This window comes from Rhodococcus sp. JG-3 (genome assembly GCF_000482405.1).
Classification (GTDB): Bacteria; Actinomycetota; Actinomycetes; order Mycobacteriales; family Mycobacteriaceae; genus Rhodococcoides; species Rhodococcoides fascians.
Window position 1 is genome coordinate 14,277 of record NZ_AXVF01000006.1, and the last position, 15,268, is coordinate 29,544.

Below are 15,268 nucleotides of genomic sequence, written 5' to 3' on the forward strand. Positions count from 1 at the left end.
CGATGATAGCATCTAAGCCCGGTATGATCGCTATGCGTGAATGCTCGGCCCCGGTCTCGTCGGCACGAGTCCGATCCTCGTCGTGCCGTACTGAGACAGGACGACGGCACGACGAAGAACACCTCCGTGGTGTGGGACCCGGTCACCGGACCTGCGGACGCACGCGACAAACCGCAGTTGCTCCGTACGGCGCGGTCGAGATCGCCGACTTCCCGATCGCGGTGGCACCTGCTACGAAGGCGCTTTCGATTCCCTACTCGCCGAATCCGTCCGAGACGGCGAGGAGGCCGAGGTCAACCAGCTGCATTGCGGGTCGAACGGCGCGCCGACGCGTCGGGAGTGTCGTCGAGACGATCGAACGCACCGGTCATTGCGGCATGCAGCTCGGTGAGCTGCGCGATCGACTCCTCCTCCCGGGTGATGTGCTCGCGCAGTGTTGGCCGCAGCCCGGTCTTCACAGCGGCGCAGGAGTCGTTCTCCCATGCGCGCAGCATCGTCTTGATCTGTGGCAGCGTCAGTTTCGAGCTTTTCGCGGCGGTGATGAACGCCAACCGTTGCTGTGCTCGTTTGTCGTAGACGCGGTACCCGTTCGGGGCTCGGTCCGCCGGCAGCAGCCCCTCGCTTTCGTGGAAGCGCAGCGTCGTCGCCGGCACCCCGTCGCCGAGGAGAGTTACGAGATCAGATCAGCAGGGCTTCGGCAAGCCTGGTCTTCGTCCGTACGCAATCGTCAAAGACTGCGCTCGCCCTGTCGATTCGTTCTGTACGACGCCGCGCGAGAGGCTCGCCCGGCAAGCTTCCCCCGACTTTCGGGAAGTCGGGGGAAGTATCCTATCGCAGGTCGTCAGCCGGTCAGCAACACATCATTGCGGCGCACATGTCCCCACACATGCCGGTGGCCATCATGATCTGGCAATCCCACCACGTCTGCAGGTTGGTCATCAGTTCGGTCATCGGAATCTCCCTCAATTCTGGTCCCGAGGAGACGGGACATCACGACCATATACTGAGTACGTACATAGATAGTAGATGTCGTGTTACCGACGACCCTAGGATCAGGAGACGACAGGGCAGGAGGCGATAGGTGCGGGTGAACGGATTCGGTGAACTCGAGGCGGTAGTGATGGATCGCCTGTGGGCCCGCGGTGCGCGAAGCACCGTGCGGGAGTTGTTCGACGAATTGGCCGAGCAGCGGGTGATTGCCTACACCACGGTGATGTCGACGATGGACAACCTGCACCGTAAGGGCTGGTTGGAGCGCACCCGTAGGGGCAAGGCGTTCGACTACTGGCCGACGTTGTCTCGCGAGGAGCACAGTGCCCGGCTGATGCGTCACGCGTTCGCTGCGGGCGGCAAGTCGGACCTGGTGCTCACCCATTTCGTCGAGCAGATGAGCGACGAAGAGTCGGAGCGTGTGCGAAGAGCGTTGCGCAGACTGACCGACCCCGGCCAGTCGCGATGACTCTGACTCTGTGCCTGCTGCTCTACGGGCTCGTGGTCTCGGTAGCCGGTCCGCCTGTGCTCGCGCGACTGACCCGCCGGGGCATCGCTCCGCAGCTCGGGATAGCTGCCTGGAGTGCAGCAATGGCGGTGGTGATCCTGACCTGGACCGGCGCGGCGATCATGCTCGTCACCGAAGCGGTGCATTGGAACAGAGACGCTCACTGGGTGTCAGCGTGCGTCGTCGAGGTGCTCCGGTCGATCGACGGCCGTGCCGCAGCACTGCTTCAGGGAACACTGATAGCAGTCTCCGCGGTCGCTGCGGCGGCGCTTCCGTTGGTGGTGTGGAGGGCTGGGCGGGGCATGCTGCGGATGCGAACGCACACGCTTCGCCACGCCCGGACGGCGAGGGTGATCGGCCAACGCCTGCCCGGTACCGACGCGGTGGTCGTCGACACCGCGGATCGGCTCGCCTACTGCGTTGCTGGCCGTCCGAAGACCATCGTGATCACTACTGGTGCCCTGGATGCACTCGTCCCGGATCAGTTAGGCGCCGTCTTGGCGCACGAACGTGCTCACCTAATCGGTCGCCATCACCTGCTGCTCGCCTCTGTTCGCGGACTCGCCGCGGCAGCTCCATGGATGCGGTTGTTCCGCGACGGGGCGACCGAGATCGCCCTGCTGCTCGAGATGTGCGCGGACGACAGCGCTGCCCGCTCCCATGGTCGGCGGGCGCTACTCGGTGGTCTGCTCGCCCTCACTGGTTCGTCCGTCGCTCCCGCGGGTGCCCTCGGCGCGAGCGGAGGCGACGTGCTCGCTCGTGCTCATCGCCTCACCGTCGCTGTGTCCACCCCCGTGCACGCGCGGGCCCGCACCCAACTGTCCTTGATCGTCCTCTCGATCACCGCGAGTCCGATCGTGTTCGGTGCCCTCGCCGCTGCGGGTGTGATCATGTGTGGTCCGATGGGCTCTTGAGTGGTCCTGCCAAGAGCGGGTCGATCGGTCAGTGGTGACGGCAGTCGCCGCGCCGAGCCAATTTCAATCGTGCGCCCTCGTCCGTCGAGCGACGGGTAGAACTGTCCCTCGGGTGCGGGGGCGTCGTTATGCAAGGCGATCAGGTTGCCGTCGGTGTCGACGGTTGCGAACTGCGTCGATCCCTGGTCCGTCGAGACGGGACGGCCCGCATCTGCGGGATGAAGAACGCCCGCACGGGACATCTCGTCGGATCGACGACCGCCGGATTCAGCGACGTCCGCGACTCCGCACTCAAAAAGGGATGCGGGCCCCCGAGCACGGCTGTATCACCTTCATTGTTCGGTGTCACCGAAGGCATTAACAGCACGCCGAACACCGTCAGTGCTTTCAGCAAACCGGCCGCCGGAGCTGTGCCCCGTCGACCATGCCGATCAGCTGACTGTATGTCACCGACGATACCAATGAGTACCCCCTGGGGTATCCCGATTCGGGTGTCAGCCGAGGATGGCTTCCCGGAGCTGAGCCATGCTCGGCGCACCCGCCGGCCCGTCACCTGTCATGTACACACGGCAGGCCAGACCGACTGCGGCGGATGTGTCGCCCATGACGTCGACGCCGTCGACGAGAACGGTCGGAGAGCCACGAAAACGCACCTGTTCGGCCATGTCCACCGTGTCCACGCGTTGATAGACGAGCACGGCGTCCGAGTGTTCCGCGGCGAGGAGCTGCAACCGTTCAGCAGTGACCGTCCAGTTCGGGCAACCGTCGAAATACTGCAGGGTGATCTCCATCCACCCACGGTATATCCGTGCTGAAGTTGGCAGCGCACAGGTCGTAGAATTCGATTACGCGGAAGGAGACGGAGTGCCGAACTTCTCCCGTCACTCTCGACGGAAAGGGCTTGCTCATGAATCTGTCCAGTGAGAGTGACGGCACCTCGGCCTGTTCCTGCTGTGGTCGCGATTTCCCGACCGTGAAGTTGCACTCCCTGGCAGGGGGAGCTGCCTATATCTGCCGACGTTGCGGACTGTGGGTTGCGATCCGTCGACGCTAGAGAGAACAGCGTGGGTGTACCGCTCTTCAGTAGGCTGCCTGCACCGATACGTCGTCTCGGCCATGGCGTACCGCCGTACGCAACCGGCGCGCGTCGCCCGTGCGGCTCGATCCGGCCCGTACCAAAGCCCGGGTCGGCGGCGTCCACCGCCGCGACCTTTCGCGGCCATGTCGCGCAGATTCTGCGATTGGTTCCCGTCGACCACGTGAAGAGGCTGTTGCTGCGCCTCGTCCAGCGTCACTCGTACACAGATCGGGTTGTCGGACATGTGCAATGCGTTCACCGACTCGTCGATCGACCCACCGAGCGCGATGGCCAACGCGTAGCGATGCGGGCGAACCACCCGCGGTTGTCCACAGCGGGAGACCCAGAATCTGCCGTATCCGTCGTCGGCAATGGCTCCGATCCGGATCGCACACGGGGACCGATGCGGCCGTGCACGACGTAGCTGCGAAACCGAGCTCGCTCGTCGGCGTCGCCGACTATTGACGGTTTCGGCACCGACCTCCCAACCCACCTAGCAACTACCGGCATCGCTGACGCCTTGGCGAAGAGATCAGGGCCAAGCGAGAGATGGTGTGTATCGAACATCCTCTCCACACGCTCAAACCGATTGATTCACGTTGCGACAGTGTTTCTGTTGGTCGAGTCCGCCGGTGGAGCAGAACGATCTCGGGAGCGCGGACCCGTAGGTTTTCGCTGGCCGGGAATAGACCTATCCCCATAGGGATCGTCGCTCGGTGTGAGTGAAGGTGAAGATGCTTGCAAGCAGGCTGATGGCTGCGGTAACCAGGAGTACTTGAGGTCCGGTGATCGCGGCACCGATCAGAGCCCCGGCTGCGCCTCCGGCTGCGAAGGACCCGAGAAGCATTGCATAGCAAAGCCAGTCGAGGTAAGTACCGCCGCCCAGTAGGTGTCTTTCGATCCCTTGGCCCAGTTTGACGACGGTGCCGGTGACGTAGCTCAGGGGGATGTAGGTTTCTTCTCGTTTCGTGAATGCTGTGTTGAGCGCGCCGAGAGCGAACGCAACCAACAGAATGGGATAGAAATTTACGTCGTCGGACGCCCAGCCGGATATCCCGATATCGATGAGCCCTGCCGCGGCGAGGGCGATGGTCGTGACAACTGTTGCTCCGTGTGGGTGATTGGACCAGTATCGGCGGCGGCAGATCGACGCGATCACCACTCCCGCCAGAAAGGCACCCATCAAAGCCAGCGCCGCCCACGGCGATGCGCCGGGTGCAACGGGCTTACCTTCCGGACTGCCGAAATGCCCGATGACGGCGCGTTCGGTGTTGCCGGTCATGAACGTCACGAAATACCCCGCCGAATGCAGAAATGCGACAGCACCCACCATTCCGGCCAGCGCGGACAGTATCCACGACAGTCGCGCCTCCGCGCCGACGGCTGTTTCGCGGCTGAGTGCCACAGAAGATGTCATGCAACCAAGTCTCCCGGCCGTGTACGGAGCCGCAAGTCGATGAGGTGCAGCTCACTCGGCGGTTCTTCGGTGTTCGTATTCCCTTCGGAAGCAATCGAACTCCCACCTGCACCTCGTCTGCCGACCTCGGTGACAAGCCCACCCAGCGGTGTAATTTGCGTGCTCAAGTAGCACGAACTCGCGGCCCATCCGCGCGTGGTCAGTTCCATCCCTGTGGATCGGTGGGCGGCACAGTGTCCGGATATCAGCCGATGAGTCGGAAGGCTTCCGTCCCGCCGAGATGTGGGAACGCTGGCGTACTGTCCTGCGGTTCTATCGCTACCCCTCGACGCTACTACTCACCGAGCACGTACCGGGGGAGACTTTTCCCGGTATGTGCAGGTGGCCGGTGCGTCCAGGCCCCGTCGCCGTTCCGATCGACCGGTGGGGTCGTGCCGTTTCCCGCCGACCCGATGCCCCAGGTAGCGGTCGGGGCGGTCATCGCTGCTCACCGCTCCGGGCGACTGCCCCGGCGCGATCCACGCCCGCCCCTGTCGTGGCGACGCGGTCGTGGCGAGCGGGAAACTGACGTCACCGGCACACCACCGCACCCGGTGTCAGCTGCACCAGGCTCGGACTACTAGCTAATCGGTGTCGATGCCCGCCGCCGTGCCCACGCCGCTCTGGCCGATGTGCCTGACCTCGTCGATGATCTCGAGTATCGGATCGAGACTCTGATGCACCGCACCCTGGAACTACTAGACATCGAGCCGGACGCCGAAGCGTCCGTCGAATGGGTCGGCGAACAGTGACCGACACGGACGATCCGCCAACGCCAACGCCAACGCCAACGCCGAAGTCCGTGCGCCGACGTCACGGTTTGTCGGTGCCGGGTCGTCCCGCCGCGGGGCCTCGCTTCTTGATCGAGCGCGTGCGATCGACTGCTTCGATGTCCGCATTGATGGTTCGGCGGAGCTTCCTCAGGGTCAGTGCCGACAGCGGCAGGCTTGCTGCAAGTGCGCCAAGCAGTACCAACACGAAGGAAATGTCAAGGCTCGTCAGTGCGTCGACGGCCAAAAGCACTCCTGCGGCGACACACACGAAGAGCAGGCGTGCACCGTTGTAGGCCAGCACATGAAGGGCAAGCTGCCCGCGAGCAGTTGAGGGTGCGCGGAACACCGGCATCGGCCGTCCTGTCGTGCGTAGGGGCTTCCTGGGACCTTGATTCAAATACTATGGTGCATAGTATTTGATGGAGGAGCAATATGAACAGCAGCAGAAACCCCGCCCGAGGCCGACGGAGCTCGACTCGGCGATCACGCCCAGCCGGAGTGCCCGGGGGCGTGCGCGCTCCCTGGGCGGTGATAGGCGCGGGTGTCGTCATCGTCGTGCTCGTCGGTGCGATCGGATACAACCTGGCCCCCCGCGTCCTCGAACGCAATCAGGCCGAGCGGTTCGCGCCGACCGCCGACGACCCGGACCCCTCCCGCGGCATCGACGGCGTCGTCGAGGTCGAGTATCCGGCCGCGCGGCACGTCGAACCAGCTCAGAGAGTTGCCTACGATCAGAGTCCGCCGTTCGGCGGCCCTCACGACCAGACCTGGGCGACGTGTACCGGAGTGGTGTACCCCGTCCCGCTACGCAGCGAGAACGCGGTTCATTCGCTCGAACACGGGGCGGTGTGGGTGACGTACGACCCGAACCGGGTCTCCTCCGACGAGGTCGGTTCACTCGCCGGGCGGGTCGAGGGCGAGCCCTACACGATGATGTCGCCCTACCCGGGCCTGACGGCACCGATCACGCTGCAGTCGTGGGGCCATCGACTCGAGCTCGACAATGCCTCCGACCGGCGCATCACTCAGTTCGTCGCTGCTCTGCGACAGAACCCCTCGACCCACCCCGAGAGCGGAGCCAGTTGCTCGACCATTCCCGGCGCGTTCGATCCCGACAACCCGCCGCCGTTCGACGCCAGCGAGCCAGGACCGGACGCGGTGCCCCTCGAGGAAGACCCGGCCCTCGACAGTGCGCCAGCGCCGATGGGGGAGGGGAGTCGATGACCGTGCACGGCCAGGCCGACGATGCCCAGATCGACGATGCACAGAACGACAGTGCACAGAATGACGCCGCGGAAACGGGACCCAGATCCAGGCCCAGGGCACTGCTCATCGGCTTGGCGGTGACAGCTCTCGTCCTGTCCGGCGTCCTCATCGGCGTACTGCTCACACCGGACAGCGCACGAGTGGCCGTACCGGCATCGAATTCGGTGGATGTGGGTTTCGCGCAGGACATGTCGGTCCATCACAACCAGGCGATCGAGATGTCGGCGATGGCGTTGGGACGCTCGACGGATCCGGTCATCCGGACCCTCGCCTTCGACGTGTTGACCTCGCAGCAGAGCCAAGTCGGCACGATGCAAGGCTGGTTGACACTGTGGGACAGGCCATATCTGCCCGACGGCCCGACGATGACGTGGATGACCGGGGCCAGCTCGACAGGGGGTCACCCGATGGACATGAGCGCGTCCGCGAACGACAGCGGACAGGACGCGACGTCGATGCCCGGCATGGCCAGTACCGCCGAGCTGACGGCACTTCGCCGGATGAACGCCGAAGAATTCGACGGCCGGTATCTACAACTGCTCCGCCGCCACCATCGTGGGGGAATCCCGATGGCAGAGCAGGGAGCAGCGAACGCGACAGTTCCCGCTGTCGCCGCGCTCGCGGGCTCGATCGCCTCCGCGCAAACCGCCGAGGTCGGTCAGATCGATGTCCTGCTGAGCGCACACGGGGTCTCACCGTTGCCGGAGAGCTGACGCCGATATCTAAATACTATGTTGCATAGTAATAACGATTGGGATGACCCCCATGACCGGCATCGGCACGCATGAAAAGGCGTCGAATCGTCGAGTTACTGTGCAAAGCACTCACTTTCGACGCCGAATCGATAGGCGAAACAGCGACGAATGCAGTCGAGAGTGTGACAGAAGGGGCTTGTGGTGTCGATGGGATCACGCAACACTGACCCACGGCCGACACGGCATCCACTGCGATCGTGACCGGCATTCAACGAGAAGGGTGGGGTGACCACGTGAACAACGCGGGAAAGACGACGCCGAGCGGCGGGCGACGTCGCGCATGCCGAGGTGCGCGGACATACGTGATCGTCGGTGCCGCACTCGGTGCGGTGTTCCTGCACGCCCCGGTAGCCGAAGCGAATCCGGGTCAACCGGCCGTGGAGTCCGGGGACGAGGTCGAAGGTCAGCAGACCGCCGACGCCGTCAGCCGGTTGATCCGCCTGGCCGATCGGGCCGCGACAATCGGTACCGATCCGATCGCGGTGGCAGACCTCGCAGCCTTCGCATCCTCGACGTGGGCCGCCGCCCAGGCCGGCGGCGTCATCGCGGACACCGCCGGCCCGGTGTCCGCGTCGGCAGGATGCATCGTCGACGCCATCGCCCGTGGAGTCTCGAATGCCCCGGCGCAGTCCCTGTCCTGCCTGGCCCCGTTGGCGACTCTCGACCCACTCCTGGCCCTTCGTATCGCCGCATCGCTCCAGGTCGACGCCCTCGACCCCGCAGTCCCGCATGACGGCGACCGAGGTGGGGAACAGGATCCGGTGACGGGCAACACCGGCCGCGATTCGCCCGTGCCCGGCACCACCGACACCCCTCCCGCATCCGAGACGACCGCGCCCGAAGATTCTGTTCCTGATGCAGCACAGCAGCGCGGTTCCACGTCCGGTGGCTCGGCCACCTCCCGAGGTACTGCGTCTGCTGTCGCACCCAGCAGCGGACTGGTCACCTCGAATTTCGGCACCCGAAGCGGGACACAACACGGCGGTGTCGACATCGCCGACTCACTGGGCTCACCGATCGTCGCCGCGGCCGATGGAACGGTCATCAGCGCCGGGCCCGCACAGGGCTTCGGGCTGTGGGTTCGGATCAGACACGACGATGGATCGATCACCACCTACGGGCACAACAACGGAAATTCGGTCACGGTGGGTCAGCGCGTCCGTAAGGGCGATCGGATTGCAGAGGTCGGGAACCGCGGTAACTCGACGGGTCCGCACCTGCATTTCGAGACCACATCTCCCGCGGGGCAGAAGGTCGATCCGCAAGCCTGGCTCGGTGAGCGGGGAGCCAGAATCGGGGCGGGCACACGTGCGCGATGAATGCGCCCGATCGTGCCCTTGCCAGTAAGCGCGATCAGGCGATGAGCTCGCGGCAGTCCCCGAGCGCGGGACGGCCGCGACAGCTCAGGTCCGTTGACTGGTCTCGCTACCGATCTTTTTCAGAAAGTCGTTGTAGGCGTTGAGTTCGCTGTACCCGTCCTCTTCGGCGTGCCGGTCCGCGGCAGCCGATTCCTCCTTTTCGTCCCGGTTCCACCGAATACAGAAGATGAGCACCACCAGCAATGCCACCGGCTCACCGTAGGACCACGCCAACGCTCCGGCGAGCTTCTGATCGGATACCGGATCGACACCCCAGTCCGGGGGTGGGGAGGCGAACGTGGCGAGCATGGGGGTGCTCGACATCATCAGGATGACACCGAAGAACACATGCAACGGCATCTCGACGAACAGGTCGAACAACCGGCCCAGATTGCTCTGCCGAACGGGGAGGGGGCCGACGGCGAGCACAGGGATGATGAACAGCAGCCCGCTGGCGAAGAAGAAGATCTCCATCGATACGTGCCCGATGACTGTGATGGCGAGAACATCGAAGATCGACGACAGATACAGCCCGTAATAGCTGAAGAGGAACAACGGGATCGTCAGACCTGGATGTAGTGCGATGCGCCCGGCGCGGCTACGCAACCCCGTCAGCGCCGCGATCAGTACCCACCGCCCGGCTCCGTGATGAGCGGTGGCACGCAACAGAAGTCGTCCGGGCGAACCCACCACCAACAACGGTGGGATGGTCATCGACAACGTCAGATGCTGGAACATGAAGACGCTGAACAGGCTGTATCCGTAGCGTTCGACCTGCAGTCCGGTCACCAGGACCAGCGCCGCGCAGCCGAGCAGAAAACTCGCACTCCGCCACCGTGACCATGCGATACCCCGGCCGCGGATCCGGTAGAGCCCCCAGCAGTACAGTCCGGCCATGACGATGCCGGCGATCGGCAGGATCGGGAGCGGCGGAAGATCGAAGCTCAGCAACGCTGCCAGGGTCGGCGGGCCTTCCGGGGGAGTTACGGCGGCGATGTTCATCGGGCCCCTGTCATTGCTTGTCCTTGCCTCGGATCACCAACGTCAGGGCGATGGCAGCGAGACCGAGGACAGTCAGGCCCACGATGGAGAGCAGCATCATGGTGTTCTGTTTCGGTGGCCGGTCCTCGCTGGCGGACGGGTTGTTCGGATCGTAGGCCTGCGTCGGCGTGGTCGAGGGAGCCGGCGAGGTCGCACCGCCCTGCGATTGCTGTGCAGCAGCGTCCGGGCGGGTGGCGGTCTCCGCGACGTCGACCGAAAAGCCGTACGACCCGGTGATCGGGTGCCCGTCCGCGGAGGTGACGCGGTAGCCGACGGTGTACTGCCCGTTGGGTAGGCCGTCCTCGAGCAGGACCGATACGTCGGGGCCCTCGACCGTGGCCGTACCCTGCGTCCACTGAGTATCGCCAGGACCTACCACGCTGATGGTCGCGAACGATTCGTTGATGTCCTGATTGAACTTGAGGCCGACGCCGATCGGTGCGAACTCGAGCGTCACATCGGCCGGGGGGTCGGAGCTGACGAGTTCACTGTGCGCCGATGCCGGGGCCGCGGAGAACAGTGCTGTGCCGCACATGAGCACGGCGACCAGCATCCATCGTTTCACGTTCGGTTCTCCTCTGGTCGTACTGATTCTCCTTACTACTATGCGCACTAGTAGTAAGGGGGTGTGAGCCTACGGGGGTCGGTCGACCGTGTTACTTGTCGACGTCCGGCCGTTTCGATACGTCCGGTCCGGCAATCGCTTCGGTGATCACTTCCGAGGGCGCGATCGAATCCGAGTGCGGGCCACCGACGTGCTGCTCGGCGCGGATGCGTTCGACCATGTGCGGATAGTGCAGCTCGAACGCCGGCCGCTCGGAGCGGATCCGGGGCATCTCGATGAAATTGTGCCGCGGGGGTGGGCAACTGGTCGCCCACTCGAGGGAGTTACCGAAGCCCCAGGGGTCGTCGACGGTGACCACTTCGCCGTAGCGGTAGCTCTTGAACACGTTCCAGATGAACGGCAGCGTCGAGGCCCCGAGGACGAACGATCCCACGGTCGAGATCTGGTTGAGGGTGGTGAATCCGTCGGACGGGAGGTAGTCGGCGTAGCGGCGCGGCATTCCTTGGGCGCCGAGCCAGTGCTGGACGAGGAAGGTGGCGTGGAAGCCGAGGAACGTCAGCCAGAAGTGCCACTTGCCCAGTCGTTCGTCGAGCATGCGGCCGGTCATCTTGGGGAACCAGAAGTAGATGCCGGCGTAGGTCGCGAACACGACCGTTCCGAACACGACGTAGTGGAAGTGCGCGACGACGAAGTAGGTGTCGGTGACGTTGAAGTCGATGGGCGGGCTCGCCAGGAGCACTCCGGACAGTCCACCGAAGACGAACGTGATCAGGAATCCGATGGAGAAGAGCATGGGGGATTCGAGGGTGACCTGGCCGCGCCACATGGTGCCGATCCAGTTGAAGATCTTCACCCCGGTCGGCACGGCGATGAGGAAGGTCATGAACGAGAAGAACGGCAGCAGCACGGCACCGGTGGCGTACATGTGGTGCGCCCACACCGCGATGGACAGGGCGGCGATGCCGACGGTGGCGTAGATCAACCCCTTGTACCCGAAGATGGGTTTGCGGGAGAAGACCGGGAAGATCTCCGAGACGATTCCGAAGAACGGTAGCGCGATGATGTAGACCTCGGGGTGTCCGAAGAACCAGAACAGGTGCTGCCAGAGCAACGCTCCGCCGTTGGCGGGATCGAAGATGTGGGTGCCGAGTTTACGGTCGGCGAGCAGGCCCATCAGTGCTGCGGTCAGCAGTGGGAACGCCAGCAGGATCAAGATCGAGGTCACCAGGATGTTCCAGGTGAAGATCGGTAGCCGGAACATCGTCATTCCCGGTGCGCGCAGGCACACCACGGTGGTGACCATGTTGACCCCGCCCAGGATGGTGCCCAGGCCGGCGACGAGCAGGCCCACGATCCACAGGTCGGATCCGATACCGGGGGAGTAGACGGCGCTGCTCAACGGGGTGTACGCGGTCCAGCCGAAGTCTGCGGCACCGCCGGGGCTGATGAAACCTGCGGTGGTGACCAGTGCGCCGAACAGGTACAGCCAGTAGGAGAAGGCATTGAGCCGGGGGAAGGCGACATCGGGTGCGCCGATCTGCAGCGGCAGGATGTAGTTGCCGAAGCCGAAGACGATCGGGGTGGCGTAGAGCAGCAGCATGATCGTGCCGTGCATGGTGAAGAGCTGGTTGTACTGCTCGTTGGAGAGGAACTGCATTCCCGGGACCGCGAGCTCGGAGCGCATGATCAACGCCATCAGGCCACCGACGAGAAAGAACCCGAACGAGGTCACCAAGTACATCAGTCCGATGACCTTCGGATCGGTGGTGGTGACCATCGTGTGCAGGAACGACCCCTTGCGGGCCCCGCGGGGTGGATAGGGGCGAACCGCCGGCGCAGCCGGAGGAGATGTCAACGCCGTCATGGAACCACCTTCGTGTCGCACGCGAATTACAGGACGCGTCCGCCAGCGTAACCCAAATACTATGCAGCATAGTATTTGGGGTTGTTCAGATCAGCAGGACCGCGCACGCTGCGGCGGAGACCGCGCTGAGCGAGACGACGGCCAACACGGCCGGCACGACGAGGGGCAGCACGGCGGCGGCAGCATAAGCGCCCGCTCGGGTTCGGCTCGGTGTTTGCGCGCTCGTGTCGAGGTGATGCAACCGCTCGGTGGTCGAGTCCCCGATCAGGCCCAGTGCCCACAGTGGCCGCGCAGAATGCGCCTGCGAGACCGTCGACAATGCCGAACGTACAGTGTCGGCGCTGGTGACTGCGGCCGCGGACCGGTCGGCTGCGACCTCGACCAGGACCCGTACCGCCGCGGGTGCCGCGGCGAAGAGGGGAACGCGAGGAAGCGCTTTGGCCAGGATCTCGCAGATGTTGACGATGCGGTGATGGCGCCCGCGCAGGTGGGCACGTTCGTGTGCGATCACTGCTCGCTGTTGTTCGGGATCGAGATGGGCGAGCAGGCCTTCGGTGGCCACGACGTAGCCGGGGCGACCGTCGATGCTGTAGGCCAGCGGGAGTGGGTGGTCGAGCCACATGATCGGTTCGGGTCCGGGGTCCGTGCGCGCCACGACGGCGATGACATCGCGGTGATAGTCGCGGACTTTGGACCGCGCTCGAAGCTGACGGCGAGTCGAGCGCAGGACGCGCGCCGATGCCGACGCCGCGAGGACGACCGATGCCCCGGCGACCGCTTCCCCGATCCACGGCTGGGCCGCGTGTTGCAGCGAGCCCAGGCAGCGGACGGCGAGTTCGACCATGCCCTCGGCCGGCGCATGGCCGGGCCAGAGCAACACCGCCACCGCGGATCCCACGAGAAACAGCACCCCGGCGATGCTGCCGATCCAAGCGGTCAAGGCGAGAGAGGGGCCGACGGTGCGGGTGAGTGAGGTCAGCAGCGGCGGCATGGCAACGGCCACCAGGGTCGCGGCGAGGAGTAATGCCAGTGCGACGATCACCGGTTCGCGTCCGGCAGGTTCCCCCGCAGGGCGTCCAGTTCGTCGTCGGTGACGGTTTTCGCGAAATGCATCAGCACGGCGGCCGAGTCGGTGCTGGTGTCGAGGATTTCGCGCAGCGCTTGCGAGGTGGCCTCGGCCCGAGATTGCACGGGCGAGTAGAGATAGGCGCGTGACTGCTTGGTCCGCTCGACCCACCCCTTCTCGTGGAGATGGGTCACGACGGTCAGGATCGTGGTGTAGGCGGGGTTTCTGTCGGCCATGCGTTCACGCAGGTCGTGGACCGACTGCGGTCGATCACATTGCCAGAGCACGTTCATCACCTCCGCTTCGAGATCACCGAGCCTTTTCATCGCCAGTTCTTCTTTCCTCGTCGTGTCAGGTGATATCGACTCCGCGTGCCGACAGCCACGCCGTCGGGTCGGACTTGGCACCGTCGGGTTGCCACACTTCGTAATGCAGGTGGGGTCCGGTGGATTGGCCTCGGTTGCCTACCGTAGCAATGAGCTCGCCGGCTTTCACGCGTTGACCGGCGGTGACGAGCGCCTGGTCTATGTGGCCGTACACCCCGATCGTGCCGTCGTCCTGACGAATACGCACCCACAGGCCGAACCCTTGCGCCGGCCCTGCTTCGATGACCTCACCGTCGGTCACCGATACGATCGGCGTCCCGATCGTATTGGCGATGTCGAGTCCGTAATGCGTTGTCCCCCAACGCGGCCCAGAACTGGAGGTCAATGTGCCCGACACCGGCACCACCGAGAGCGGGCGCCGCGCCTCGGCATCGCGTGCGGCGCGCTCCGCCGCCCGAACTCCCCCCTCGGCGAGTTGCTCGGTCATGCGCTGCGCGAGCCGGCCGACATCGAGATCGGGCATTTGCAACACCTGCGGGGGTGAGGCGACGACCGGGCTCGGCGGCAGGACGCCGGCGGGAGGGCTATCGATACTCGCAGCGCTGAGCGCCACACTGTCCTGCGACCCGGTGTTCGGAGACGTCGCTGCCGCGGACAGAAAGGCACCGACCGCGACCGACGCAGCGATGGCGCGGCCACCCGGCTTCGGCACCCGGCGGCGATGAAGTCCGCGGCGAGCACGTCGCGACACGGCCTGCACTACATCGCGGCCACCGTCGCCGTGTGTCGTCTCGTCCGGACCGGCCACGTGCACCCACATCGACGCGGCAGTGTCCGCGGCCGCGGTGTCCCAGGCGGCGCTGACCGCGTGAGCGGGTACATCCGGTGCGGGCGTCTGCGCCGAAGGCGTGTGCTCGTCCTGCGACCGATTGTCGGAGTACACGGTCTCGGCGGGCGACTCGGTCACGAAACGCGAGGGTGCGAACCCGGCGTGTCGATGACGGGGGTGATCGATGAGCGCCGTCGGCCTGTTGCCGACGGGCATCGAGACCGCGACGCCGGGTGCCGGCGCTGCGTAGTCGTCGTCGATCGGATCGGGTGTGCGGTGTCGGGCCAAGATCACAATCCTTGGTGGCTACGAGGCCGTGGCCTCGCTCGAGATAACGAAATGGTGACGGTCAGGCCACAGGTTACTACTATCGAGCATAGTTTTTCCATCCCACTCGACCCGGATTCGTCCGTACCGCTGGTCACGGTCCTCGGAGGACATCCCGCCGGGCTACGACATCCCGCCGGGCTACGACATCC

At 64.9% G+C, this 15,268-nt stretch carries 15 protein-coding genes; 5 read left to right on the forward strand and 10 right to left on the reverse strand.

Annotated features, from left to right (window positions below):
- Positions 1-293: 293 nt before the first annotated feature.
- Positions 294-653, reverse strand: a complete 360-nt coding sequence (locus K414_RS25655) for a MerR family transcriptional regulator (RefSeq protein WP_008720465.1) — start codon at positions 651-653, stop codon at positions 294-296.
- Between the two features lie 428 nt (positions 654-1,081).
- On the opposite strand from K414_RS25655, the gene K414_RS0100775 reads away from it, so the two are divergent.
- Positions 1,082-1,459, forward strand: a complete 378-nt coding sequence (locus tag K414_RS0100775; RefSeq protein ID WP_008720466.1) for a BlaI/MecI/CopY family transcriptional regulator — start codon at positions 1,082-1,084, stop codon at positions 1,457-1,459.
- On the forward strand, positions 1,456-2,412 hold the full coding sequence (locus tag K414_RS0100780; protein WP_008720467.1) for a M56 family metallopeptidase: 957 nt from the start codon (positions 1,456-1,458) through the stop codon (positions 2,410-2,412). The genes K414_RS0100775 and K414_RS0100780 overlap by 4 nt, the downstream gene beginning before the upstream one ends.
- Positions 2,413-2,906: 494 nt before the next feature.
- Here the strand turns inward: K414_RS0100780 and K414_RS0100785 are convergent, their stop codons facing one another.
- The 3 genes from K414_RS0100785 to K414_RS25660 all read right to left on the reverse strand — a co-directional run bounded on the left by K414_RS0100785 (position 2,907) and on the right by K414_RS25660 (position 6,071).
- Entirely contained in the window at positions 2,907-3,203 is a 297-nt protein-coding gene (locus tag K414_RS0100785) for a hypothetical protein (protein ID WP_008720468.1), read from the reverse strand.
- Between the two features lie 978 nt (positions 3,204-4,181).
- On the reverse strand, positions 4,182-4,907 hold the full coding sequence (locus K414_RS0100795) for a YoaK family protein (protein ID WP_008720488.1): 726 nt from the start codon (positions 4,905-4,907) through the stop codon (positions 4,182-4,184).
- An 852-nt stretch (positions 4,908-5,759) separates the two neighbouring features.
- Positions 5,760-6,071, reverse strand: coding sequence for a DUF4229 domain-containing protein (locus K414_RS25660; protein WP_008720486.1), 312 nt, complete (start codon positions 6,069-6,071; stop codon positions 5,760-5,762).
- Positions 6,072-6,151: 80 nt separating this feature from the next.
- Between K414_RS25660 and K414_RS0100810 the strand changes: the two genes are divergently transcribed.
- From K414_RS0100810 to K414_RS25665, 3 genes are all read left to right on the forward strand, one after another.
- Positions 6,152-6,943, forward strand: coding sequence for a DUF3105 domain-containing protein (locus K414_RS0100810; RefSeq protein WP_032373348.1), 792 nt, complete (start codon positions 6,152-6,154; stop codon positions 6,941-6,943).
- A complete protein-coding gene (locus K414_RS0100815) occupies positions 6,940-7,698 on the forward strand; it encodes a DUF305 domain-containing protein (RefSeq protein ID WP_008720482.1) in 759 nt (252 codons plus the stop codon). The genes K414_RS0100810 and K414_RS0100815 overlap by 4 nt, the downstream gene beginning before the upstream one ends.
- A 239-nt stretch (positions 7,699-7,937) precedes the next feature.
- Positions 7,938-9,059, forward strand: a complete 1,122-nt coding sequence (locus tag K414_RS25665) for a M23 family metallopeptidase (RefSeq protein ID WP_237606110.1) — start codon at positions 7,938-7,940, stop codon at positions 9,057-9,059.
- A gap of 84 nt (positions 9,060-9,143) precedes the next feature.
- Here K414_RS25665 and K414_RS0100825 read toward each other — a convergent pair whose 3' ends face one another.
- The 6 genes from K414_RS0100825 to K414_RS28045 form a co-directional block, all read right to left on the reverse strand.
- Positions 9,144-10,100, reverse strand: coding sequence for a cytochrome c oxidase assembly protein (locus K414_RS0100825; protein WP_027494218.1), 957 nt, complete (start codon positions 10,098-10,100; stop codon positions 9,144-9,146).
- A 10-nt stretch (positions 10,101-10,110) separates the two neighbouring features.
- Complete coding sequence (locus tag K414_RS0100830) at positions 10,111-10,704, reverse strand: copper resistance CopC family protein (RefSeq protein WP_008720475.1); 594 nt, start codon at positions 10,702-10,704, stop codon at positions 10,111-10,113.
- A 91-nt stretch (positions 10,705-10,795) separates the two neighbouring features.
- Positions 10,796-12,568 carry a cytochrome c oxidase subunit I gene (ctaD, locus tag K414_RS25670; protein WP_072692203.1) on the reverse strand — a complete coding sequence of 591 codons (1,773 nt, stop codon included), beginning with the start codon at positions 12,566-12,568 and terminating at the stop codon, positions 10,796-10,798.
- An 85-nt stretch (positions 12,569-12,653) separates the two neighbouring features.
- On the reverse strand, positions 12,654-13,610 hold the full coding sequence (locus K414_RS0100840; RefSeq protein ID WP_008720986.1) for a M56 family metallopeptidase: 957 nt from the start codon (positions 13,608-13,610) through the stop codon (positions 12,654-12,656).
- Positions 13,607-13,960 carry a BlaI/MecI/CopY family transcriptional regulator gene (locus K414_RS0100845; RefSeq protein ID WP_027494220.1) on the reverse strand — a complete coding sequence of 118 codons (354 nt, stop codon included), beginning with the start codon at positions 13,958-13,960 and terminating at the stop codon, positions 13,607-13,609. The genes K414_RS0100840 and K414_RS0100845 overlap by 4 nt, the downstream gene beginning before the upstream one ends.
- A gap of 25 nt (positions 13,961-13,985) precedes the next feature.
- Complete coding sequence (locus K414_RS28045) at positions 13,986-14,648, reverse strand: M23 family metallopeptidase (RefSeq protein WP_051364850.1); 663 nt, start codon at positions 14,646-14,648, stop codon at positions 13,986-13,988.
- Positions 14,649-15,268: the final 620 nt, after the last annotated feature.